Annotated in this window: 20 protein-coding genes and 1 riboswitch; of the genes, 13 read left to right on the forward strand and 7 right to left on the reverse strand. The window is 71.1% G+C overall.

Annotated elements, in window-relative coordinates; translation table 11 throughout:
- Window positions 1-22 precede the first annotated feature (22 nt).
- The gene (locus tag ACZ3KJ_RS13260; RefSeq protein ID WP_467526626.1) at window positions 23-922 is read left to right on the forward strand and encodes a 1-aminocyclopropane-1-carboxylate deaminase/D-cysteine desulfhydrase; all 900 of its coding nucleotides are present in this window, start codon (window positions 23-25) and stop codon (window positions 920-922) included.
- A gap of 18 nt (window positions 923-940) precedes the next feature.
- Here ACZ3KJ_RS13260 and ACZ3KJ_RS13265 read toward each other — a convergent pair whose 3' ends face one another.
- Window positions 941-2,539: a Na+/H+ antiporter gene (locus ACZ3KJ_RS13265; protein ID WP_467526628.1), complete on the reverse strand. Its 1,599-nt coding sequence runs from the start codon at window positions 2,537-2,539 to the stop codon at window positions 941-943.
- A 60-nt stretch (window positions 2,540-2,599) separates the two neighbouring features.
- Here ACZ3KJ_RS13265 and ACZ3KJ_RS13270 point away from each other — a divergent pair, with 60 nt between their 5' ends.
- The 3 genes from ACZ3KJ_RS13270 (at window position 2,600) to ACZ3KJ_RS13280 (ending at window position 4,677) form a co-directional block, all read left to right on the forward strand.
- On the forward strand, window positions 2,600-2,860 hold the full coding sequence (locus ACZ3KJ_RS13270; RefSeq protein ID WP_389514110.1) for a UBP-type zinc finger domain-containing protein: 261 nt from the start codon (window positions 2,600-2,602) through the stop codon (window positions 2,858-2,860).
- Window positions 2,861-3,130: 270 nt separating this feature from the next.
- Window positions 3,131-3,544, forward strand: coding sequence for an ATP-binding protein (locus ACZ3KJ_RS13275; RefSeq protein WP_004925829.1), 414 nt, complete (start codon window positions 3,131-3,133; stop codon window positions 3,542-3,544).
- Window positions 3,541-4,677, forward strand: coding sequence for an RNA polymerase sigma factor SigF (locus tag ACZ3KJ_RS13280; RefSeq protein ID WP_467526631.1), 1,137 nt, complete (start codon window positions 3,541-3,543; stop codon window positions 4,675-4,677). The genes ACZ3KJ_RS13275 and ACZ3KJ_RS13280 overlap by 4 nt, the downstream gene beginning before the upstream one ends.
- 9 nt (window positions 4,678-4,686) lie before the next feature.
- Here ACZ3KJ_RS13280 and ACZ3KJ_RS13285 read toward each other — a convergent pair whose 3' ends face one another.
- A complete protein-coding gene (locus ACZ3KJ_RS13285) occupies window positions 4,687-5,205 on the reverse strand; it encodes a hypothetical protein (RefSeq protein WP_467526632.1) in 519 nt (172 codons plus the stop codon).
- 148 nt (window positions 5,206-5,353) lie between these two features.
- Between ACZ3KJ_RS13285 and ACZ3KJ_RS13290 the strand changes: the two genes are divergently transcribed.
- Window positions 5,354-6,322 carry a diacylglycerol/lipid kinase family protein gene (locus ACZ3KJ_RS13290; RefSeq protein ID WP_389514106.1) on the forward strand — a complete coding sequence of 323 codons (969 nt, stop codon included), beginning with the start codon at window positions 5,354-5,356 and terminating at the stop codon, window positions 6,320-6,322.
- A 319-nt stretch (window positions 6,323-6,641) separates the two neighbouring features.
- Window positions 6,642-6,899 (forward strand): WhiB family transcriptional regulator, encoded by a 258-nt coding sequence (locus tag ACZ3KJ_RS13295; protein WP_003992873.1) that lies wholly within the window; start codon window positions 6,642-6,644, stop codon window positions 6,897-6,899.
- Window positions 6,900-7,188: 289 nt separating this feature from the next.
- Here the strand turns inward: ACZ3KJ_RS13295 and ACZ3KJ_RS13300 are convergent, their stop codons facing one another.
- Window positions 7,189-8,664, reverse strand: coding sequence for a sensor histidine kinase (locus tag ACZ3KJ_RS13300; protein ID WP_467526634.1), 1,476 nt, complete (start codon window positions 8,662-8,664; stop codon window positions 7,189-7,191).
- A 633-nt stretch (window positions 8,665-9,297) separates the two neighbouring features.
- Between ACZ3KJ_RS13300 and nagB the strand changes: the two genes are divergently transcribed.
- The gene (nagB, locus tag ACZ3KJ_RS13305) at window positions 9,298-10,083 is read left to right on the forward strand and encodes a glucosamine-6-phosphate deaminase (RefSeq protein ID WP_467526635.1); all 786 of its coding nucleotides are present in this window, start codon (window positions 9,298-9,300) and stop codon (window positions 10,081-10,083) included.
- 114 nt (window positions 10,084-10,197) lie between these two features.
- Here nagB and ACZ3KJ_RS13310 read toward each other — a convergent pair whose 3' ends face one another.
- From ACZ3KJ_RS13310 to ACZ3KJ_RS13325, 4 genes are all read right to left on the reverse strand, one after another.
- A complete protein-coding gene (locus ACZ3KJ_RS13310; RefSeq protein WP_467526636.1) occupies window positions 10,198-11,682 on the reverse strand; it encodes a glycoside hydrolase family 3 protein in 1,485 nt (494 codons plus the stop codon).
- A gap of 7 nt (window positions 11,683-11,689) precedes the next feature.
- Window positions 11,690-12,526, reverse strand: a complete 837-nt coding sequence (locus ACZ3KJ_RS13315; protein ID WP_467526638.1) for a carbohydrate ABC transporter permease — start codon at window positions 12,524-12,526, stop codon at window positions 11,690-11,692.
- On the reverse strand, window positions 12,523-13,512 hold the full coding sequence (locus ACZ3KJ_RS13320; RefSeq protein ID WP_467526640.1) for a carbohydrate ABC transporter permease: 990 nt from the start codon (window positions 13,510-13,512) through the stop codon (window positions 12,523-12,525). Before ACZ3KJ_RS13320 ends, ACZ3KJ_RS13315 begins: the two co-directional genes overlap by 4 nt.
- Window positions 13,513-13,595: 83 nt before the next feature.
- Window positions 13,596-14,876 carry an extracellular solute-binding protein gene (locus ACZ3KJ_RS13325; protein WP_467526642.1) on the reverse strand — a complete coding sequence of 427 codons (1,281 nt, stop codon included), beginning with the start codon at window positions 14,874-14,876 and terminating at the stop codon, window positions 13,596-13,598.
- A 422-nt stretch (window positions 14,877-15,298) separates the two neighbouring features.
- On the opposite strand from ACZ3KJ_RS13325, the gene ACZ3KJ_RS13330 reads away from it, so the two are divergent.
- The 6 genes from ACZ3KJ_RS13330 (at window position 15,299) to ACZ3KJ_RS13355 (ending at window position 22,336) form a co-directional block, all read left to right on the forward strand.
- Complete coding sequence (locus tag ACZ3KJ_RS13330; protein ID WP_467526644.1) at window positions 15,299-16,063, forward strand: GntR family transcriptional regulator; 765 nt, start codon at window positions 15,299-15,301, stop codon at window positions 16,061-16,063.
- Between the two features lie 109 nt (window positions 16,064-16,172).
- Window positions 16,173-16,439, forward strand: a complete 267-nt coding sequence (locus ACZ3KJ_RS13335) for a DUF3311 domain-containing protein (RefSeq protein WP_467526646.1) — start codon at window positions 16,173-16,175, stop codon at window positions 16,437-16,439.
- The gene (gene mctP / locus ACZ3KJ_RS13340; RefSeq protein WP_467526648.1) at window positions 16,436-18,064 is read left to right on the forward strand and encodes a monocarboxylate uptake permease MctP; all 1,629 of its coding nucleotides are present in this window, start codon (window positions 16,436-16,438) and stop codon (window positions 18,062-18,064) included. The genes ACZ3KJ_RS13335 and mctP overlap by 4 nt, the downstream gene beginning before the upstream one ends.
- Before the next feature lie 88 nt (window positions 18,065-18,152).
- The gene (locus ACZ3KJ_RS13345; protein ID WP_467526650.1) at window positions 18,153-18,659 is read left to right on the forward strand and encodes a GNAT family N-acetyltransferase; all 507 of its coding nucleotides are present in this window, start codon (window positions 18,153-18,155) and stop codon (window positions 18,657-18,659) included.
- Between the two features lie 53 nt (window positions 18,660-18,712).
- Window positions 18,713-18,848: riboswitch (cobalamin riboswitch) on the forward strand.
- Between the two features lie 123 nt (window positions 18,849-18,971).
- Entirely contained in the window at window positions 18,972-21,323 is a 2,352-nt protein-coding gene (locus tag ACZ3KJ_RS13350) for a ribonucleoside-diphosphate reductase subunit alpha (RefSeq protein WP_467526651.1), read from the forward strand.
- Window positions 21,323-22,336 carry a ribonucleotide-diphosphate reductase subunit beta gene (locus ACZ3KJ_RS13355; RefSeq protein WP_467526653.1) on the forward strand — a complete coding sequence of 338 codons (1,014 nt, stop codon included), beginning with the start codon at window positions 21,323-21,325 and terminating at the stop codon, window positions 22,334-22,336. Before ACZ3KJ_RS13350 ends, ACZ3KJ_RS13355 begins: the two co-directional genes overlap by 1 nt.
- Window positions 22,337-22,352: the final 16 nt, after the last annotated feature.

Here is a 22,352-nt window from a genome sequence, read left to right on the forward strand (position 1 = left end):
AACGGTGTTCGACAATGGGCGGGTGACCGACCCCGCCGCCGCCCTGCGCCCCCGGCTGCCCTCCCCCCTGCACGAGGTGTCCGACGACCGTTTCGCCCGGCACGGCGTGCGGCTGCTGCTCAAGCGGGACGATCTGATCCACCCGGAGCTGGTCGGCAACAAGTGGCGCAAGCTCGCGCCCAACCTGGAGGCGGCGGCGGGCCGGACGGTCGTCACCTTCGGCGGCGCCTACTCCAACCACCTGCGGGCCACGGCCGCCGCCGGCCGGCTGCTGGGCCTGCCCACCGTCGGCGTCGTACGCGGCGACGAGCTCGCGGACCGGCCGCTGAACCCCTCCCTCGCCCGCTGCGCGGCCGACGGCATGCGGCTGCACTTCGTCGACCGCTCGGCCTACCGCCGCAAGACCGAGCCCGACACCCTCGCCGCCGTCCTGCGCGCGGCCGGCGCCGAGGACGCGTACGTCGTCCCCGAGGGCGGCAGCAACGCGGCGGCGGTCCGCGGCTGCCGGGCGCTGGGCGAGGAACTCACGGGCCACGCCGACGTCGTCGCCGTCGCGTGCGGCACCGGCGGCACCCTCGCGGGCCTGGCCGCCGGCCTCGCCCCCGGCACCCGCGCCCTGGGCGTGCCGGTCCTCCGGGGCGGCTTCCTCGGCGACGAGGTGCGGGCGCTCCAGACGGCGGCCTTCGGCGGTCCCCGGGGCGACTGGCGCCTGGACGACCGCTTCCACTTCGGCGGCTACGCCCGCACCGGCCCCGCCCTCGACGCCTTCGCCGAGGACTTCGGCAGCCGTCACGGCCTGCCGGTCGAACGTCTCTATGTCGCCAAGTTGCTCTACGGACTTGTGGTCCTCGCCGGGGAGGGCGCCTTCGCGCGGGGCACCCGGCTCGTGGCCGTGGTGACGGGGGCGCCGTTCGACGGCTGACCGGAGCGGCAGGCGCGCCTACTCCGCCTCGCGGTGGGCGGCCGCCTCCTCCAGGTCCAGTCGGCGCAGCAGCGCGCGGAGCATCTCGTCGTCGATGTAGCGGCCGTCGCGGAGACGGACGAAGACCTCGCGTTCGGCGCTGATCATCTCGCGGGCCAGGCGGCGGTAGGTGTCGTCGACGGTCTCGCCGGTGACCGCGTTGACCTGGCCGAGGCGTTCCCAGACGGCGTTGCGGCGGCGTTCCAGGACGGTGCGCAGGCGGTCGGCGAGGGGCTGCGGCAGGGCGTTGCGCTCGTCGGCGAGGAGGGCGTCCAGGCGTTCCTCGGCGATCCGGGAGGCCTGCGCCTGGGCGTTGGCCTCGGCGAGCGTCGCGGCCTGCGGGTCGCGGGCGGGGAACTTCAGCAGCCTGATCAGCGGGGGCAGGGTCAGGCCCTGCACGACCAGGGTGCCGATGACCGTGGTGAAGGTCAGGAAGAGGATGAGGTCGCGGTACGGGAAGGGCTCCTCGCCGTGGTCGACGGTGAGCGGGATGGAGAAGGCGATGGCGAGCGACACCACGCCCCGCATGCCGGCCCAGGCGATGACGACCGGGCCGCGCCAGGTCGGGTTCTCCTCACGCGCGCGGATGCGCGCCGACAGCAGCCGCGGCAGGAAGGTCGCCGGATACACCCACAGGAAGCGGCACGCGACGACCACCAGGAAGAGGGCGACCGCGTACCAGGCGGCGTCCATGCCCTCGTAGGCGCGAAGGCCCCTGAGGACCACCGGCAGTTGCAGGCCGATCAGGGCGAAGACGGCCGACTCCAGGATGAAGGCGACCATCTTCCACACGGCCTCCTCCTGGAGTCGGGTGGCGAAGTCGACCTCCCACGCGCGGTGCCCGAGGTAGAGGGCGACGACGACCACGGCGATGACCCCGGAGGCGTGGAACTGCTCGGCGGCCGCGTAGGCGACGAACGGGATGAGGAGGGACAGGGTGTTCTGCAGGAGCGGTTCCTTCAGGTGGGTGCGCAGCCAGTGCAGCGGGGCCATCAGGATCAGGCCGACGGCGGTGCCGCCGACCGCCGCCACCAGGAACTCCTCGATGCCGCCGGCCCAGGACACGCCCTCGCCGACGACGACGGCGAGGGCCACCTTGTAGGCGGTGATCGCGGTGGCGTCGTTCAGCAGGGACTCGCCCTGGAGGATGGTGGTGATCCTGGACGGCAGGCCCAGCCGGCGCGCCACCGCCGTGGCCGCGACCGCGTCCGGCGGCGCCACCACCGCGCCCAGCACCAGCGCCGCGGTCAGCGGCAGCCCGGGCACGAGCAGGTGGGCGGCCCAGCCGACGACGACCGTCGCGAAGAGGACGTACCCGACCGACAGCAGCGCCACGGGCCGGGCCTGCGCGCGCAGGTCGAGGTAGGAGCTGTCGGTCGCCGAGGTGTGGAGCAGCGGCGGCAGCAGGAGGGGGAGGACGATCTCGGGGTCGAGGGCGTAGTCGGGCACTCCCGGCACGTACGACACGGCCAGGCCGGCGCCGACCAGCAGCAGCGGGGCCGGCACCGGGGTGCGCCGGGCCGCCGCGGCGATCGCCGTACTGCCCGCCACCAGCAACAGCAGTGGCATCACGTCCATGTCCCGCCCACCCTCGTTTTTCCGCGCGGGCGTCCGCACGCCCGTCGTAATCTGGCAATCATGAAACAGTGCACGCACGCCGACGCGCTGCCGCACCCCGATCCGGTTCCGCTCAGCGAGACCTGTACGGAGTGCCTGCGGGACGGCACCCACCCGGTGCAGTTGCGGCTGTGTCTGACGTGCGGCCACGTGGGCTGCTGCGACTCCTCGCCGGGCCGCCACGCCACGGGGCACCACAAGGACTCCGGCCATCCGGTCATGCGGACCTTCGAACCCGGCGAGGACTGGCGCTGGTGTTTCGTCGACCACGTCCTCGTCTGAGGGGCGCCCGGGACGGTCCGGCCGTCCGGCGGGTACGGTTCGGGCATCAGACGCCTGGGTACGTCAACCCGGCGCACCGTCTTCCCTTTTGGGTCCGCAGACCCCCTAGACACGGAGCGTGTTCACAGCTTTACTGTGAGTGACGCCAGGGGGTTGGGGTCCCGGGACAGGACACTTGAGGGCGCGGTAGCGTCACCGCTGCACCACACACGCGTTACCCCGGGGGGCGACCCTCGGCCCCCGAAGACTTGTACCACCTTGGAGGTGAGGGTGTCCCAGATCGCAGGCGAGCCCGCGACCCAGGACTTCGTGGAAGTCCGGCTGCCGGCTGCGGGTGCCTACCTGTCGGTGCTGCGGACGGCCACGGCCGGCCTCGCGGCCCGTTTGGACTTCACCCTGGACGAGATCGAGGACCTGCGCATCGCGGTGGACGAGGCATGCGCGATCCTGCTCCAGCAGGCCGTGCCCGGCTCGGTGCTCAGTTGCGTCTTCCGCCTGGTCGACGACTCGCTGGAGGTCACCGTCTCGGCGCCGACCACCGACGGCCACGCGCCCTCGCGCGACACCTTCGCCTGGACCGTGCTGTCCGCCCTGGCCGGCAAGGTCTCCTCCGCCGTGGACGAGGACAAAACCGTTTCGATCAGCCTCTACAAACAGCGCGGCGCGGGACCCGGGCCGGCGTGAGGAACGGGGACGGTCCGGTGCGGGACGAAGAGCGCGGCACACGGGGGCTGCCGGCCGGGAGCGCCGGGGATCCGGTCTCGCCGGGCGGTTCCCGACGCATGACGGACGGTGTCGACGGCATTCCCGAGCAGGCCCGGCCGCACCCGGAGGACGACGTGTCCTCCACGCCGGCCGGCTCCCCGGACAGTGCCGTTCAGGGCTCACCTCGGGAGAGGCGGATCGGGGCGACCCCCGGCCGGGCGGAGGCGAGGGCTCGACAGAGGGCGACGGGCGGGACGATGAGCGAGCACGAGCGAGACGACGACCAGGGCGTGCCGGGGACACGGCACGCGACCCAGGACCGCGCACCCCAGGTTCGCGTGCCTCAGGACCGTGCCCCGCAGGACCGCAGCGGGGCGCGGGCGATGTTCCTCGAGCTGCGCTCCCTGAGGGAGGGCAGCCCGGAGTACGCGGAGCTGCGCAACCAGCTGGTCCGCATGCACCTGCCGCTCGTCGAGCACCTCGCGCGCCGCTTCCGCAACCGCGGTGAGCCGCTGGACGACCTCACGCAGGTCGCCACCATCGGGCTGATCAAGTCGGTCGACCGCTTCGACCCGGACCGCGGAGTGGAGTTCTCCACGTACGCGACCCCGACGGTCGTCGGCGAGATCAAGCGGCACTTCCGCGACAAGGGCTGGGCGGTGCGGGTGCCGCGCAGACTCCAGGAGCTGCGGCTCTCGCTGACCACGGCGACGGCCGAGCTGTCCCAGCTGCACGGCCGCTCCCCCACCGTCCACGAGCTCGCCGAGAAACTGGCGATCTCGGAGGAGGAGGTCCTGGAGGGCCTGGAGTCCGCCAACGCGTACTCCACGCTGTCCCTCGACGTCCCCGACACCGACGACGAGTCCCCGGCCGTGGCGGACACGCTGGGCGCGGAGGACGAGGCGCTGGAGGGCGTCGAGTACCGCGAGTCGCTCAAGCCGCTGCTGGAGGACCTGCCGCCCCGGGAGAAGCGGATCCTGCTGCTGCGTTTCTTCGGCAACATGACCCAGTCGCAGATCGCGCAGGAGGTCGGCATCTCCCAGATGCACGTCTCACGCCTGCTGGCGCGGACGCTGGCGCAGCTGCGGGAGAAGCTGCTCGTGGAGGAGTAGGCCCGGGCCCTACTTCCGCTTCCGGGCGTTCTCCGGCTTCGAGCCGTCGCCCTTGTCCCGCGCGTTCTCCGGGTTCTCCGCGTGCTCCGGGATCCGCGCGCTGCCGGGCCCCCGGATCCCGAGGGCCCGGGTCGTCTCGCCGTTGACGAGCAGCACCAGTGCCGCGACCGCCACGACCGCCAGCGCGATCCCGGCCGGGATCGCCATGCTGTCGGCCTGGAGCAGGTTGTAGGCGACGGGCAGCGCGATGATCTGTGTGATGACGGCCGGACCCCGGCTCCAGCCGCGACGGCCCAGCAGTCCGCGGGCGGCGAGCAGCGGCAGCAGCGCGAGCACCATCAGCGTCACCCCGCCGGTGACGGCCTGCTGCCGGTCGTCCGGATCCCCGGTGATCCCGAGGACGAGCACCCACACACCGCCGACCAGCAGCGCCAGCCCCTCCAGGGCGGTGAGCCCGGCGGCGTACGTCAGACGGCGCGGGCGGGGGCCTGCGGTTTCGGGGGCGGCGGGGGTCTGCTCACGGCTCACCCCTGAAGGGTAGCCCGCACGTGCGGGCACGCCCGCGGGTACCCGTGCGGGGCCGGGACCCGTCCGTGTCGAGGCTCACGGCGGGCTCCCCCACCCGATCTCCGAACGGCCTGGGCCCGGGTACCACCCAGTAGGTACGCTGCCCTCCATGCGTGCACTTCTCGTGGTCAACCCGGCAGCAACCACTACGAGTGCACGGACGCGTGACGTCCTCATCCACGCGCTCGCGAGCGAGATGAAGCTCGAGGCGGTCACCACCGAGTACCGCGGGCACGCGCGCGATCTGGGCCGGCAGGCCGCGCAGAGCGAGGACATAGACATGGTCGTCGCCCTGGGCGGCGACGGCACGATCAACGAGGTGGTCAACGGCCTGCTGCACGACGGGCCCGACCCCGAGCGCCTGCCCGGTCTCGCCGTGGTCCCCGGCGGCTCCACCAATGTCTTCGCCCGCGCCCTCGGTCTGCCCAACGATCCCGTGGAGGCGACCGGCGCCCTGCTGGACGCGCTGCGCGAGGGCCGGGAGCGCACGGTCGGGCTGGGGCTGACCTCGGGCACGCCCGGCACGGAGGACGAGGCGGTGCCGGCCCGCTGGTTCACCTTCAACGCCGGGCTCGGCTTCGACGCGGGTGTGGTGGGCCGGGTCGAGCAGCACCGCGAACGCGGCAGGAAATCCACACACGCTCTCTACGTCCGCCAGGCCGTGCGCCAGCTCCTGGGCGAACCGCAGCGCCGGCACGGCTCGATCACCCTGGAGCGTCCGGGCGCCGAGCCGGTGACCGATTTGGTGCTGTCCATCGTCTGCAACACGGCTCCGTGGACCTATCTGGGCAATCGCCCGGTGTACGCGTCACCTAAGGCTTCGTTCGATACCGGGCTCGACGTATTCGGTCTCAGCCGCCTGTCCACCGCCGCGGTTGTCCGGTATGGGACGCAGTTGCTCACTTCGTCCCCCCAGCGGGGCCCCTACGGCAAGCACGCCGTCTCACTGCACGATCTGGACCAGTTCACCTTGCATTCGAAGGTGCCGCTCCCTCTCCAGATGGACGGTGACCACCTTGGGCTGCGTACCAGCGTGACGTTCACAGGCGTACGCCGTGCACTGCGTGTGATTGTGTGAGCAGAAAGGGCTGAAGTCCTTTCACTCGAACGTTTAGGCCAGGATCCACCCCATGGAAGTACGGCTGTGACCTAGTCGACACCGAGGAATCAAAAAAAACTTTCCGGAAGGGGTTGTATCCGCCGCTGAGGTTTGCGAGTCTCTACGTGGCGATCGGGACGGCCCGCAACACCAGCCTCCACTGATCACCAGAACCCCTCTTCAATCCACAGGACCACGCCAGGAAACCTGGCTGGTGGCCCTTCACTTGTTGAGGGATTCGTGAAAGCGTTCACATTCACAAGCAACTTGCACGTATTACCAAGGAGAGGTAGCAGCCATGGACTGGCGTCACAACGCCGTTTGCCGCGAGGAAGACCCCGAGCTCTTCTTCCCCATCGGCAACACCGGTCCTGCGCTGCTGCAGATCGAGGAAGCCAAGGCCGTCTGCCGTCGCTGCCCCGTTATCGAGCAGTGTCTGCAGTGGGCGCTCGAGTCCGGCCAGGACTCCGGCGTCTGGGGTGGTCTCAGCGAGGACGAGCGCCGCGCGATGAAGCGCCGCGCCGCCCGCAACCGGGCCCGTCAGGCCTCCGCCTGACAACACCCGCCCCGCACACAGCCTGAGCTTGGCGGCGCGTACAGCGAGTACGCAACTCCCGCCCCCGAGCCGCAGCGCGCAGTACCCCCGATGCGCAGCAATCGCTGGCAACGAGCATTCGAGCCCCGGACCTGGAACGGTCCGGGGCTTCGTGCTGTGTACCTGGGGGCGGCCCCGCTTTCCGGCCCCCCCTGTTTCGGGGCCCGGTCCCGCCTTCGGTACCCGGTCCCGCCTTCGAGCCCCGGCCCTGCTTCTGCGGCCCTGCTTCTCCGGCCCTGCTTCTCCGGCGCTACTTCTGGGCCCGCACCGGGATGTCAAGGATCACCTGCGTACCTCGCTCCGGCGCCGGGACCATGTCGAAGGTGCCGCCCAACTCCCCTTCGACCAGCGTCCGTACGATCTGAAGGCCGAGGTTGCCGGAGGTGTGCGGGTCGAAGCCGGCGGGCAGGCCGACGCCGTCGTCCTGGACGGTGACCAGCAGCCGGGCCTCCTTGGTGGAGCCGCCCCGGACGGCGGAGACCTCGACGGTGCCGGTGTCGCCCTCGCGGAACCCGTGCTCCAGCGCGTTCTGGAGGATCTCGGTGAGGACCATGGAGAGCGGGGTGGCGACCTCCGCGTCCAGGATGCCGAAGCGTCCGCTGCGGCGGCCGGTGACCTTGCCCGGGGAGATCTCCGCCACCATGGCGAGGACGCGGTCGGCGATCTCGTCGAACTCCACCCGCTCGTCCAGGTTCTGGGACAGCGTCTCATGGACGATGGCGATCGAGCCGACCCGGCGCACGGCCTCCTCCAGGGCCTCCCGGCCGCGCTCGGACTCGATGCGCCGGGCCTGGAGGCGCAGCAGGGCCGCCACCGTCTGGAGGTTGTTCTTCACCCGGTGGTGGATCTCCCGGATGGTGGCGTCCTTGGTGATCAACTCCCGCTCGCGGCGTCGCAGTTCCGTGACGTCCCGGAGGAGGACCAGGGAGCCGATGCGGGCGCCCTTGGGCTTGAGCGGGATCGCGCGGAACTGGATGACCCCGTCGTGGGCCTCGATCTCGAACTCGCGGGGCGCCCAGCCGCTGGCGACCTTGGCGAGCGCCTCGTCCACCGGGCCGCGGGTGGGGGCGAGTTCGGCGGTGATCTGGCCGAGGTGCTGCCCGACCAGGTCGGAGGCGAGGCCCATGCGGTGGTAGGCGGACAGCGCGTTCGGGGAGGCGTACTGGACGATGCCGTCCGCGTCGAGGCGGATCAGGCCGTCACCGACCCGGGGGGCCGCGTCCATGTCCATCTGCTGGTCGGGGAACGGGAAGGAACCGGCCGCGATCATCTGCGCGAGGTCGGAAGCGCTCTGGAGGTAGGTCAGCTCCAGGCGGCTCGGGGTGCGCACGGTGAGCAGGTTGGTGTTGCGGGCGATGACGCCGAGGACACGGCCCTCCCGCCGGACGGGGATGGACTCGACCCGGACGGGGACCTCCTCGCGCCACTCAGGGTCGCCCTCGCGCACGATCCGGCCCTCGTCGAGGGCGGCGTCCAGCAGCGGGCGGCGGCCGCGGGGCACGAGGTGACCGACCATGTCGTCCTGGTAGGAGGTGGGGCCGGTGTTGGGGCGCATCTGGGCGACGGAGACGTAGCGGGTGCCGTCGCGGGTGGGCACCCACAGGACCAGGTCGGCGAAGGAGAGGTCGGAGAGCAGCTGCCACTCCGAGACCAGCAGGTGGAGCCACTCGAGGTCGGAGTCGCCGAGTGCGGTGTGCTGGCGTACGAGTTCGTTCATGGAGGGCACGTCTGCGAGCGTACCCGTGCGCCGGACCCGGCCGAAAAACACCCGCGGGCCGCGGCGCCTGAGAGGGACCCTCAGCCCTCCCGGCACCGCAGCCCGGAGCAATCCCGGCCGTGGGGTGTGCGGTCCCGGTCGGCCGAAAGGTGAGGAACCGGGGCAGTCAGGGCAGAGAGCTCCGGATCCTCGGTCCGCCCTCCTGTGCGGGGAAGGCGGAAGTGCGGTGGTGCTCCTTCGCACGACGTCCACTCGATTGTGGACTGGACCACTTGTCCGTGTCCATGCGCCGGAGGTGATGCGCCGGAATCGGTCAGCGTGCCCGCGGCCCGAATCGGGGGACTAGTCGGACGCCCTAGTATCCACAGCGCAGCCTAGCCTGTGCGGCTTGCTCTGCGGGGCGGTTGGGCGGGGCAATTTCCGCGAACGCGTCGAGTTCCTCACGCTCGCGCCGTCGCGCCTCCGCCCGCGTGCGCCGGACGGTGCCGCGCACCCCGGCCGGCCGCCGTCGTGCGCCGTGCCCGCGGGACCCCTCTCTGCTAAAATTGGTCTAAACCACATAGCCGCACGGTCGCCCGTGTCGAGCCCCTCCGGCTCCTCCTTCCAGCCCTTCAGCTCTCTTTCCAGAACGGCAGGCCCAGCGTGGAAGTTGTCATCGTTCCGGATGCCAGGTCGGGCGGCGAGCTCATCGCCGAGGCCATGGCCCACCTCCTGCGGCGCAAGCCCGACGCCCTGCTCGGCGTGGCCACCGGCTCCACCCCGCTGCCGGTCTACCGGGCGCTCGCGGCCAGGGTGCGCTCCGGTGCCGTGGACACCTCACGGGCGCGGATCGCCCAGCTCGACGAGTACGTGGGACTGCCCGCCGACCATCCGGAGTCCTACCGCTCCGTGCTGCGGCGGGAGGTGCTGGAGCCGCTCGGCATCGGCATGGACGCGTTCCTCGGCCCCGACGGCACGGCCGAGGACGTCCCGGCGGCGTGCGCGGCGTACGACCGGACGCTGGCCGAGGCCGGCGGGGTCGATCTGCAACTGCTCGGCATCGGCACCGACGGGCACATCGGCTTCAACGAACCGTGCTCCTCGCTGGCCTCGCGGACGCGGATCAAAACGCTGACCGAGCAGACCCGAGTCGACAACGCCCGGTTCTTCGACGGTGACATCGAGCAGGTCCCGCACCACGTCATCACGCAGGGCATCGGCACCATCCTGGAGGCGCGGCACCTGGTGCTGCTCGCGACGGGCGAGGGCAAGGCGGACGCGGTCGCGGCGACCGTCGAAGGGCCGGTGGCCGCGGTCTGCCCGGCCTCCGCGCTCCAGCTGCACCCGCACGCCACGGTCGTCGTCGACGAGGCCGCCGCGGCCAAGCTCAAGCTCGCCGAGTACTTCCGGCACACGTACGCGAACAAGCCGGAGTGGCAGGGGATCTAGCAGCTGCCCGCACACCTGGCATCTGCCCGCGCGCCCGGCACCTGCCCGGCGCGCGACCGAAGGCGCCGGCCCCGGGAGGGGGCCGGCGCCTTCGGCGTGCGGCGGACCGGTGGGTCACCGGGCGCCCGCGATGACCTCCGCCGCCGCCCGGCCGCAGACGCGGGCCGCGCCGTGGGTGGCGAGGTGGAGGGCGCCGCGGGGAGCGGCCTGGGGGACGCCCATCTCGACGACGAGCGTGTCGGGGCGGGCGGCGAGCAGCGTGTCCAGGGCCGCCGCCATCCACGGGTGGCGGTGTTCGTCGCGGACCACGGCCACGATGCGCCGCTCCCCCGCCGCGGCCAGCGCCGCGCGCCCCGCGTGCTCGCCGGCGAAGCTGCCCGTCCCGGTGCCGGGCAGCAGACGGGCGAGCTCGGCGGCCACGCCCCACGGCGTCTCGTCGCCGACGGCGATGTTGGCGACCGGGGTGAGGGCGGCGACGTAAGGGGCCCCGGTGAGCGGGGTGAAGCCGTCGGCGCGGGTGACGCGCAGGGCGCGGCGGGCGGCGGTCAGGCCGATGTCCCGGTCCGCCTCGGCGTCCGCGGTGGGTGCCGAGGCCGTCCAGCGGGCCAGGGCCCGTACCCGCCGTGCCGCGTCGGCCAGGCGCTCCTCGGGGAGTTCGCCGGTGCGCACCGCGGTGGTCAGGGCGTCGCGCAGACGGCGTACCGTCTCGTCGTCGGCGAGGCCGCCGCCCACGCAGATGGCGTCGGCGCCCGCGGCGATCGCGAGGACGCTGCCGCGCTCGATGCCGTAGGTGCCGGCGACGGCCCGCATCTCCATGCCGTCGGTGACGATCAGACCGTCGTAGCCGAGTTCCTCGCGGAGGAGGCCGGTGAGGATGCGGCGGGACAGCGTCGCGGGGCGGACCGGGTCCAGGGCCGGGACCAGGATGTGGGCGCTCATGACCGCCCGGGTGCCGGCGCCGATGGCCGCCCGGAACGGGATCAGCTCGCGGTCCGGGAGGACGGCCGCGGGCACGTCGACGCGCGGCAGCGCGTGGTGGGAGTCGACGGCCGTGTCGCCGTGGCCGGGGAAGTGCTTGGTGCAGGCCGCCACGCCGGCGGACTGGAGGCCGGTGACATAGGCGGCGGTGTGCCGGGCGACCAGGCCGGGGTCCGCGCCGAAGGAACGGACCCCGATCACCGGGTTCGCCGGGTCGGAGTTCACGTCCGCCGACGGGGCCCAGTTGAGGTTCACCCCGCACTCCGCGAGCCGGCGGCCGAGCTCGTGGGCGACCCGGCGGGTCAGGTCCACGTCGTCCACCGCGCCCAGCGCGTGGTTGCCGGGGAAGGAGGAGCCGGTGCGCACCTCCAGGCGGGTGACGTCTCCGCCCTCCTCGTCGATCGCGACCAGGACGTCGTCCCGTTCGGCGCGCAACTGTGCGGTGAGGGCGGCGAGTTGGTCCGGGGAGTCGATGTTGCGGCCGAACAGGCCGACCGAGGCCAGGCCCTCGCCGAGGCGGCGCAGCAGCCAGTCGGGGGCGGTGGTGCCGGGGAAGCCGGGCTGGAGGACGGTCAGGGCGTCCCGGGTGAGCGTGTCGGTGCCGCTGGCGATGGTCGTCATCGGGGCGTCATCCCTTCACCGCGCCCGCGGTGAGACCCGCGGCCATCTTGCGCTGGACGAGGAGGAACAGGGCGACGATCGGAACGGCCATCATGGTGGCGCCGGCCATCATCGGGGCGTACTCGGTGCCGTGCTTGGTGGTGAAGTTGCCGAGCCAGACGGTCGCGGTCTGGTTCTTCTGGCTGAGCAGCATCAGGGCGTAGAGGTACTCGTTCCAGGCCTGGATGAAGGCGTAGACCGAGGTGGCGACCATGCCGGGGGCCAGGAGCGGGAAGACGACGCGGACGAAGGCGCCGGTGCGGGTGCAGCCGTCGACCATCGCGGCCTCCTCCAGCTCCTTGGGGATGTTGACGATGAAGCCGCGCAGGGTCCACACCGTGAACGGGAGGATGAAGGTCAGATAGGTGATGATCAGGCCGGACAGCTTGTCGTACTGGTTCAGGTCGTTCAGGAGCAGGAAGACCGGGATGATCATGGCGACCAGCGGGACCATCTGCACGGCCAGGATGCCCACGATCACGATCCTGCGGCCCCGGAAGGCGAACCGGGAGATGGCGAGGGCGGCCAGCATGCCGACGGCGACGCCGATCGCGACGACCGTCAGGGAGACGGCCAGGCTGCGCCCGACCGGGCCCCAGAAGTCGGCGATGTCCAGCGCGCGGCCGAAGTTGGAGAAGGTCACGCCGGTCGGCAGCAGGCTCGGCTCCGGGTCGATGGCGTCCTTCGCCGGTTTGAACGCCGTGGTGAGCATCCAGTAGACGGGGAAGCCGGCGACGGCGAAGACCAGGAGACCGAGGAGGTTCCAGCCGGCCTTCGACCGCCTCGGAGCGGACACCGTACTCATTCGACCTCTCCGATCTTCAGCATCTGGCGCATGTAGACGGCGACCACCCCGAGCAGGAGCAGCACGGTGATCAGGGCGATCGCCGAGCCCTGCCCGTAGTCGTTGACGACGAAGGCACGGTCGTAGGAGTACGTCGTCAGCAGCTGGAACTCGGGCTCCGGGTGGCCGCCCCGCATCACGAAGACCTGCGGGAAGACGCCCATGTCCCAGATGACCGACAGGGTCGTGAGCATCACGACGACCGGCTTGAGGATGGGCAGGGTGACGTACCGGAAGACGCCCCAGGCGCCGGCGCCGTCGAGGCGGGCGGCCTCCTCCAGCTCGGCCGGGACTTGGGTGAGGCCGGCGCTGAGGGTGATCACCACGAAGGGCACCGCGCCCCAGATCACCAGCAGCATGATGACGGCGAGGCCCTGCGGTCCGCTCGCGAACCAGTTGTGGCCGATCAGCTCGACCCCGGGGAGCCTGCTCAGGACCGCGTTGAGGATGCCGTAGTCGGAGTCGAACAGCCATTTGAAGACGGTGGTGGCGACGATGACCGGCATTCCCCAACTGGCCACCAGGGCGATGTTGACCAGGGTCTTCACCCAGCCGGAGACCCGCTGGAGGAGCAGCGCGATCAGCATGCCGAGGACCATCGTGAGGATCACGCAGCCGGCGGCGAAGACGATCGTGCGCAGGACGACCTGCCAGAACTCGCCGTCGCCCAGCACGCCCGAGAAGTTGTCGAAGCCGACGGACTCGGCGGGCTGGAAGCCCCAGAGCTGGGACTGGCCGAACTTCTGGAAGGACAGGGTGACCAGGCGGACCAGCGGATAGCCCATCACCAGCGCCAGGACCAGCAGACAGGGCGCGAGCAGCAGCCAGGGGGTGCCGGCGCCGGCCGCGCCCCGCCGTCCCGGTGGCTTTCCCGCGTCGGCCCGTGGTGGGGGTGACGGCCGCGTCGGCGGCACCTTGGCAGGGGTGGTCGTGTCTGCGGCACTCATCCGCGCGCTCCTCAGCGGTCCCTCGGTCGTCCGGGAAGCAGGGCCCCGGCCCCGGGGGTCGGGGCCGGGGCCCTGCGCTCAGGTCACTTGGTGTTGATGACCTTGTCGATCGCGGCGTCCGCCTCCTTCGCGGCCTCCTCGACCGTCTTCTTGCCGGTGCCGATGTTCTGGAGCATGGTCTGGAGCACCTGGGCCTTCTCGACCTGGCCCCAGCCGGGGGCCATCGGGACGAACCAGTTGGACTCGGCGGCGGTGGCCGGGACGGCCGTCGCCGGGTCGTTCTTCAAGGTCGCGAGGTCGGTCTTGTTGTTGGGCAGGTTGCCCTTGGCCATCAGGCCCTTCTGACCGGAGGGGCCGGTGAAGGCGTTGATCCACTCGGCGGCGAGGTCCTGCGCGTCCGACTTCACCGGCACGGCCAGGTCGGAGCCGCCCAGGAAGACCGGGAGGTTCTTGCCGGACGGGCCGGGCAGCACGAAGTTCTCGACGTTGTCCTTGAGCTTGCCCGTCTTGTCGTTCTCCGGGGCCGCGGCGGTGGCGCCCTCCCAGGCGGGGGCGAAGATCATGCCGGACTTGCCCTGGCCGTAGACGATGTAGCGGTCGGACTCGTCCTTGGTCTTGTCGCCGTGCATGTAGGTGTCGACGATCTTCTTGAACTCGTTGAGGCCCTTGAGGGACTCCGGCGAGGAGAGGTTGGCCTTCCACTCGCCGCCCGACTCGGTCGCGATGGAGCCGCCGGCGTCGTAGACGAAGGACATGGCCGCGTACCAGTCGCGGGTGGGCTGGTACCAGGCGCTGAAGGTGTCGCCCTCCTTCTTCTGGACCTTGTCCAGGGCGGCGGTCAGCTCGGCGTAGGTGGTCGGGGCGGTCTTCACGCCCGCGGCGGCGAAGAGGTCCTTGCGCCAGTTGCCGACGCGGCCGCCCGCGTAGTAGGGGACGCCGTAGGTCTTGTCCTCGTAGGTCACCGAGGCCTTGAGGCCGTCCAGCCAGGCGGAGGAGTTGTCGAACTGCGAGGCGTCGAGGGGGGCGAAGGCGCCCTTGACCATGTAGCCGAGCATCTCGGTGTTGCCCATCTCGACGACGTCGGGGGCCTTGTCGGTGGCGAGGACCGCGTCGAGCTTGGCGTTCTTGTCCGGCCAGCCGTAGTACTCGTGGTCGATCTTGAGGCCGGGGTGCTTCTTCTGCACCGCCGCGTCGGCGGCCTTCACCAGCTCGGGCCAGTTGTTCTGGGCGTCGACGGTGAGCCAGACCGTCAGCTCCTTGGCCTCGGCGCCCTTGTCCGAGCCCCCGTTGTCGCTGTCCCCGCACGCCGCGATGGAGACCATCATGCCCGCGATACCGATCGCGGCTGTCAGCTTGCGCTTCACGCCATCCTCCTCAGGGATGCCACAAACCCCCCTGCCTCCCCGCCGCGGTCGAGCGTCAACGCGTACCGTCCGTGGGGCCAGGACCTGGACCAATGGTGTAGACCAGTACGGGGAGCTTGGCTCAGACCAATAGGGCTGTCAAGGGTGCTTCACAGGCGCCGAGTCGTCCGTTACGCGACCGCGATATGCAGGGACTTTTCAATTTCCGGGGCGCCCGCCGAAGGCCCCCGCGCGGAACGGACCACCACCCTCCAGCGGCGTGCTGGACTAGACCAAGACGGGTCCCGCGGGTATACAGAGGGGATCACGGAGCGTGCGAGGTCACCCGCGCCGGTCACCCCGCCCACGAACCCGTGCCACGATGTGAGCCGCGGCCGATGGGGATGTCGGCCGTTCGGCATCCGGAGCCGGGAAGGCAGGCCATGAGCACCGACGTCAGCAGTGCGGAGAACGAGGGTGGGGCTACCGTCCGTACCGCGCGCGTGCCCAAGTACTACCGCCTGAAGAAGCACCTGCTCGACATGACGGAGACCCAGTCCCCCGGCACCCCCGTGCCGCCCGAGCGGACCCTCGCGGCCGAGTTCGACACCTCGCGCACGACCGTGCGCCAGGCCCTCCAGGAGCTGGTGGTCGAAGGCCGGCTGGAGCGCATCCAGGGCAAGGGGACGTTCGTCGCCAAGCCGAAGGTCTCCCAGGCGCTGCAACTGACCTCGTACACCGAGGACATGCGCGCCCAGGGCCTCGAACCCACCTCCCAGCTCCTGGACATCGGCTACATCACGGCCGACGACCGGCTGGCCGGGCTCCTCGACATCACCGCCGGCGGACGCGTGCTGCGCATCGAACGGCTGCGCATGGCCAACGGCGAGCCCATGGCGATCGAGACGACGCACCTGTCGGCCAAGCGCTTCCCCGCCCTGCGCAGGTCGCTGGTCAAGTACACGTCCCTCTACACCGCCCTCGCCGAGGTCTACGGCGTCCACCTCGCGGAGGCCGAGGAGACCATCGAGACCTCCCTGGCCACCCCGCGCGAGGCGGGCCTGCTCGGCACCGACGTGGGCCTGCCGATGCTGATGCTGTCCCGGCACTCCCTGGACAAGGAGGGCAAGCCGGTGGAATGGGTGCGGTCCGTCTACCGGGGGGACCGCTACAAGTTCGTGGCCCGGCTGAAGCGCCCGCAGGAGTAGGCGGGTGCGGAGGTCCCGATATCCGGACGAGGTCTTCCGCTGACCTTTATCCGTCCCCTACATTTCGCGTGCGTTGCACGCGCGATCAACGAGGGGATGGAGCCACCCGATGCCGGAAGCACCACACGTCTCAAGAGGTCCGGTGGTGACGCCCGTACGCGTCGTCATCGCCCTCTGCCTGCTCGCGCCCTTCGTGGCGATGCTCTGGGTCGGCTCGTACGCGAAGGTGGAGCCGACCCTGATCGGCATCCCCTTCTTCTACTGGTACCAGATGGCCTGGGTGCTGATCTCCACCGTGCTCACGATGATCGCGTACCAGCTGTGGCGGCGTGACCAGCGCGCCCGCAAGGCCGCGGACGGGGGTGCGTCCCGGTGAACAACGAGGTGAACGGCGTCGCACTCGCCGTCTTCGTCTTCTTCTTCCTGGCCGTGACCGTCATGGGCTTCCTCGCGGCCCGCTGGCGCCGGGCCGAGAACGAGCACAGCCTCGACGAATGGGGGCTGGGCGGCCGGTCGTTCGGCACCTGGATCACCTGGTTCCTGCTGGGCGGCGACCTGTACACGGCCTACACGTTCGTGGCGGTCCCGGCGGCGATCTACGCGGCCGGCGCGTCCGGCTTCTTCGCGGTCCCCTACACGATCCTCATCTACCCGCTGATCTTCACCTTCCTGCCGCGCCTGTGGTCGGTCTCGCACAAGCACGGGTACGTCACCACCTCGGACTTCGTGCGCGGCCGGTTCGGCTCCAAGGGCCTGTCGCTGGCCGTGGCCGTCACCGGCATCCTCGCGACCATGCCGTACATCGCGCTCCAGCTCGTCGGCATCCAGGCCGTGCTGGACGTGATGGGAGTCGGCGGCGGCGAGAACACCAACTGGTTCGTCAAGGACCTGCCGCTGCTGCTCGCCTTCGGCGTGCTGGCCGCGTACACCTACTCGTCGGGGCTGCGCGCCCCCGCCCTGATCGCGTTCGTGAAGGACACGCTGATCTACATCGTGATCGCGGTGGCGATCATCTACATCCCGATCAAGCTGGGCGGGTTCGACGACGTCTTCGCCAAGGCGGGTGACGCGTTCGCGCAGACCAACCCGGCGACGGGCAAGCCGCGGGGCGCGCTGGCGCCGGCCGAGGCGGGTCAGTGGACGTACGCCACGCTGGCCCTGGGCTCCGCGCTGGCGCTCTTCATGTACCCGCACTCGATCACCGCGACGCTGTCCTCCAAGAGCCGTGAGGTGATCCGCCGCAACACCACGATCCTGCCGCTGTACTCCCTGATGCTCGGCCTGCTGGCCCTGCTGGGCTTCATGGCGATCGCGGCCGGGATCAAGGTCACCAACGGGCAGCTGGCCATCCCGCAGCTGTTCGAGGACATGTTCCCGGCCTGGTTCGCGGGCGTGGCCTTCGCCGCGATCGGCATCGGCGCGCTGGTCCCGGCGGCGATCATGTCCATCGCGGCCGCGAACCTGTTCACCCGCAACATCTACAAGGACTTCATCAAGCCGGACGCGACGCCCAAGGAGGAGACCCGCGTCTCCAAGCTGGTCTCGCTGCTGGTGAAGGTGGGCGCCCTGGCGTTCGTCCTGACGATGGACAAGACGGTCGCCATCAACTTCCAGCTCCTCGGCGGCATCTGGATCCTCCAGACCTTCCCGGCCCTGGTCGGCGGCCTGTTCACCCGCTGGTTCCACCGCTGGGCGCTGCTCGCGGGCTGGGCCGCCGGCATGCTCTACGGCACGCTCGCCGCGTACGGCGTGGCCTCCCCCACCCAGAAGCACTTCGGCGGGTCGGCGAAGGAGATCCCCGGCATCGGCGAGATCGGGTACATCGGTCTGACGGCGTTCGTGCTGAACGTGGTGGTGACGGTGGTCCTGACCTTCGTGCTGAAGGCGCTGAAGGCCCCGGAGGGCGTCGACGAGACGAGCCCGGAGGACTACACGGCGGACGCCGGCGACCCGGGCGTCCAGGTGGAGCTGCCGCCGGCGACCGCCGGAACGTCCCACTAGCCGGAACGTCGCACGCGGCGGAGCTCTCGGTGGGCCGGCGGAGAAATCCGGCGGCCCACCGTCGTGTGCGTGGGGCACACTGCGCGCCATGGACCTACGGATCCGGGAAGCGGAACCCTCCGAGCACGCCGGCCTCGGCGACCTGACCGCCCGCGCCTATCTCGACGACGGACTCCTCGACCACGGCGAGGGCGACGCGTACCTGCCCGTGCTGAAGGACGTGGCCGCGCGGGCGGCCGCCGCCACCGTCCTCGTGGCCGTGGCGGGCGACCTGCTCCTGGGCGGGGTCACCTTCGTACCGGGCCCCGGGCCCGTCGCCGACATCGCCCGCCCCGGCGAGGCCGAGATCCGCGCGCTGGCGGTCGCCCGTGAGCAGCGCGGCCGGGGCGCCGGCGAGGCCCTCGTGCGGGCCTGTGTGGAGCGTGCGCGGACCACGCGGGGCTGCACGGCCGTCGTGCTGTCGAGCCAGCGGGCCATGCGCACCGCCCACCGGCTCTACGAGCGGCTGGGCTTCGTCCGCACACCCGAGCGGGACTGGAATCCCGTGCCGCACCTGGACGACCTCACTCTGCTGACCTACCGGTTGACGCTCTGAGATCACCGGCAACACAACATCTGGGGGTGGCGTGACGGGCGAGCACAAGATGTATGCTCGTGCTCGCTGTCGCCGCAGGGGAATCCGGTGCGAATCCGGAACTGTCCCGCAACGGTGTACTCGTGTGCGCCCCTACCCATGTGCGCCCACCCGTCCAGTCCGAGGACCTGCCGACAGTGCGCCCGGCCGTCCGGCTCGGGTGCCTTGACGTCCGGGCCTCGTGGAGTGGGCCGGTGGACGCGACGCCGTGCGCGCTCGTGTGCTGCCCCCTGCCCTCCGCCAGGCCCCTTGCCGAGCGAGGGAGAGCCCCACGTGACCATCGCGCCAGCCGATCCGGCTTCAGCCGGCCCGCAGGACACCGACGGCCCCGGTACCGCACTGCTGCGGACCCTGACCGAGCTGACCGCCGACCTGCCCGACGCCGACCCGGGCCGGGTCGCCGCCGCCGCCCTGCGGGGCCGCTCCGCGCGGGCGGACGAGACGGAACTGCGCGAGCTGGCCACGGAGGCGGCCGCCGGGCTCATCTCCGAGGACCCCGCCTACTCCCGGCTGGCCGCCCGTCTGCTCACCCTCGGCATCCGCGCCGAGGCCGCCTCCCAGGGCGTGACCTCCTTCACCGGGTCCGTCGCCGTGGGACACCGGGAGGGGCTGATCTCCGACCGGACGGCCGCGTTCGTCACGCTGCACGGCGCGCGGCTCGACGCGCTGGTCGACCCGCACGCCGACGACCGCTTCGGGTACTTCGGCCTGCGCACCCTGCACAGCCGCTACCTCCTGCGCCACCCGATCACCCGCAAGGTCGTCGAGACGCCCCAGCACTTCCTGCTGCGCGTCGCCGCCGGACTCGCCGAGGACGACACCACGCGGGCCGTGGACGAAGTCGCCGCGCTCTACGGGCTCATGAGCCGCCTCGACTACCTCCCCTCCTCCCCCACGCTCTTCAACTCCGGCACCCGGCACCCCCAGATGTCGTCGTGCTACCTCCTCGACTCCCCCAAGGACGAGCTGGACTCGCTCTACGACCGCTACCACCAGGTCGCCCGCCTCTCCAAGCACGCCGGCGGCATCGGGCTGTCGTACTCCCGGATCCGCTCCCGCGGCTCCCTCATCCGCGGCACCAACGGGCACTCCAACGGCATCGTCCCGTTCCTGAAGACCCTCGACGCCTCCGTCGCCGCCGTGAACCAGGGCGGCCGGCGCAAGGGCGCGGCCGCGGTCTACCTGGAGACCTGGCACGCGGACATCGAGGAGTTCCTGGAGCTGCGCGACAACACCGGTGAGGACGCCCGCCGTACGCACAACCTGAACCTCGCGCACTGGATCCCCGACGAGTTCATGCGCCGGGTGAACGCCGACGCGCAGTGGTCCCTCTTCTCCCCCTCCGACGTGCCCGAGCTGGTCGACCTGTGGGGCGAGGAGTTCGACGCGGCCTACCGCGGGGCCGAGGCGGCGGGCCTGGCGCGGAGGACGATCCCGGCGCGCGAGCTGTACGGCCGGATGATGCGCACCCTCGCGCAGACCGGCAACGGCTGGATGACCTTCAAGGACGCCGCCAACCGCACCGCCAACCAGACCGCGACGCCGGGCCACGTCGTGCACTCCTCCAACCTCTGCACGGAGATCCTGGAGGTCACCGACGACGGGGAGACGGCGGTCTGCAACCTGGGATCGGTGAACCTGGGCGCCTTCGTCGACGGCGACGGCATCGACTGGCAGCGGCTGGACGACACCGTCCGCACCGCCGTCACCTTCCTCGACCGCGTCGTCGACATCAACTTCTACCCGACCGAGCAGGCGGGCCGCTCCAACGCCCGGTGGCGCCCGGTCGGCCTCGGCGCGATGGGCCTCCAGGACGTCTTCTTCAAGCTGCGCCTGCCCTTCGACTCCCCCGAGGCCAAGGCCCTCTCCACCCGGATCGCCGAGCGCGTCATGCTCGCCGCGTACGAGGCCTCCGCCGACCTCGCCGAGCGCAACGGCCCGCTTCCGGCCTGGGAGAAGACCCGCACCGCCCGGGGCGTCCTGCACCCGGACCACTACGGCGTCGAGTTCTGCTGGCCGGACCGCTGGGCGGCCCTGCGCGAGCGCATCGCCGCCACCGGTCTGCGCAACTCGCTGCTCCTCGCCATCGCGCCGACCGCCACCATCGCGTCCATCGCGGGCGTCTACGAGTGCATCGAGCCGCAGGTGTCCAACCTGTTCAAGCGCGAGACGCTGTCCGGCGAGTTCCTCCAGGTCAACTCCTACCTGGTGCGGGACCTCAAGGAGCTCGGCGTCTGGGACGCGCGCACCCGCGAGGCGCTGCGCGACTCGGGCGGCTCGGTGCAGGACTTCACCTGGATCCCGGCCGACGTCCGCGCCCTCTACCGCACCGCCTGGGAGATCCCGCAGCGCGGCCTGATCGACATGGCCGCCGCCCGCACCCCGTACCTGGACCAGGCGCAGTCCCTGAACCTGTTCCTGGAGACGCCGACCATCGGCAAGCTCTCCTCGATGTACGCGTACGCCTGGAAGTCGGGCCTGAAGACGACGTACTACCTGCGCTCGCGCCCGGCGACCCGCATCGCCCGCGCCGCGCAGGCCACCGTTCCCGTCCAGCAGCCGGCGCCCGAGGACGCCGTCGCCTGTTCCCTGGAAAACCCCGAGTCCTGCGAGGCCTGCCAGTAATGAGCTCCACCGCGAAGAACCTTCTCGACCCCGGCTTCGAGCTGACTCTGCGCCCCATGCGCTACCCGGACTTCTACGAGCGCTACCGGGACGCCATCAAGAACACCTGGACCGTGGAGGAGGTCGACCTCCACTCGGACGTGGCCGACCTCGCGAAGCTCACGCCGGCCGAGCAGCACCTGATCGGCCGTCTGGTCGCCTTCTTCGCGACGGGCGACTCGATCGTCGCGAACAACCTGGTGCTGACGCTGTACAAGCACATCAACTCCCCCGAGGCGCGGCTCTACCTGAGCCGGCAGCTCTTCGAGGAAGCGGTCCACGTCCAGTTCTACCTGACCCTCCTGGACACCTACCTCCCCGATCCGGACGACCGCGCGGCCGCCTTCGCCGCCGTCGAGAACATCCCCTCCATCCGCGAGAAGGCCGAGTTCTGCTTCCGCTGGATGGACTCGGTGGAGAAGCTGGACCGCCTGGAGTCCCAGGCCGACCGGCGCCGCTTCCTGCTCAACCTCATCTGCTTCGCCGCGTGCATCGAGGGCCTGTTCTTCTACGGCGCCTTCGCGTACGTCTACTGGTTCCGCAGCCGGGGCCTGCTGCACGGCCTCGCCACCGGCACCAACTGGGTGTTCCGGGACGAGACCATGCACATGTCCTTCGCGTTCGACGTCGTCGACACCGTCCGCAAGGAGGAGCCGGACCTCTTCGACGACCGGCTCCAGCAGCAGGTCACCGACATGCTGCGGGAGGCCGTCGAGGCCGAGCTCCAGTTCGCGCGCGACCTGTGCGGTGACGGCCTCCCCGGCATGAACACCGACTCGATGCGGCAGTACCTGGAGTGCGTCGCCGACCAGCGCCTGACGCGCCTCGGCTTCGCCCCGGTGTACGGCTCGGAGAACCCGTTCTCCTTCATGGAGTTGCAGGGCGTTCAGGAGCTGACCAACTTCTTCGAGCGCCGGGTGTCGGCGTACCAGGTGGCCGTGGAGGGCACGGTCGACCTGGACGAGGACTTCTGAGTCCTGGCCGCCCTCA

It is taken from the genome of Streptomyces sp. NPDC003248, assembly GCF_055563235.1.

Excerpts from the sequence above, each read along its gene's own strand:
- ACZ3KJ_RS13265 (WP_467526628.1), bottom strand. The coding sequence starts at position 2,539 with ATGGACGTGATGCCACTGCTGTTGCTGGTGGCGGGCAGTACGGCGATC.
- ACZ3KJ_RS13270 (WP_389514110.1), top strand. The coding sequence starts at position 2,600 with ATGAAACAGTGCACGCACGCCGACGCGCTGCCGCACCCCGATCCGGTT.
- ACZ3KJ_RS13290 (WP_389514106.1), top strand. The coding sequence starts at position 5,354 with ATGCGTGCACTTCTCGTGGTCAACCCGGCAGCAACCACTACGAGTGCA.
- ACZ3KJ_RS13295 (WP_003992873.1), top strand. The coding sequence starts at position 6,642 with ATGGACTGGCGTCACAACGCCGTTTGCCGCGAGGAAGACCCCGAGCTC.
- ACZ3KJ_RS13310 (WP_467526636.1), bottom strand. The coding sequence starts at position 11,682 with ATGACGACCATCGCCAGCGGCACCGACACGCTCACCCGGGACGCCCTG.
- ACZ3KJ_RS13315 (WP_467526638.1), bottom strand. The coding sequence starts at position 12,526 with ATGAGTACGGTGTCCGCTCCGAGGCGGTCGAAGGCCGGCTGGAACCTC.
- ACZ3KJ_RS13320 (WP_467526640.1), bottom strand. The coding sequence starts at position 13,512 with ATGAGTGCCGCAGACACGACCACCCCTGCCAAGGTGCCGCCGACGCGG.
- ACZ3KJ_RS13330 (WP_467526644.1), top strand. The coding sequence starts at position 15,299 with ATGAGCACCGACGTCAGCAGTGCGGAGAACGAGGGTGGGGCTACCGTC.
- ACZ3KJ_RS13335 (WP_467526646.1), top strand. The coding sequence starts at position 16,173 with ATGCCGGAAGCACCACACGTCTCAAGAGGTCCGGTGGTGACGCCCGTA.
- ACZ3KJ_RS13345 (WP_467526650.1), top strand. The coding sequence starts at position 18,153 with ATGGACCTACGGATCCGGGAAGCGGAACCCTCCGAGCACGCCGGCCTC.
- ACZ3KJ_RS13355 (WP_467526653.1), top strand. The coding sequence starts at position 21,323 with ATGAGCTCCACCGCGAAGAACCTTCTCGACCCCGGCTTCGAGCTGACT.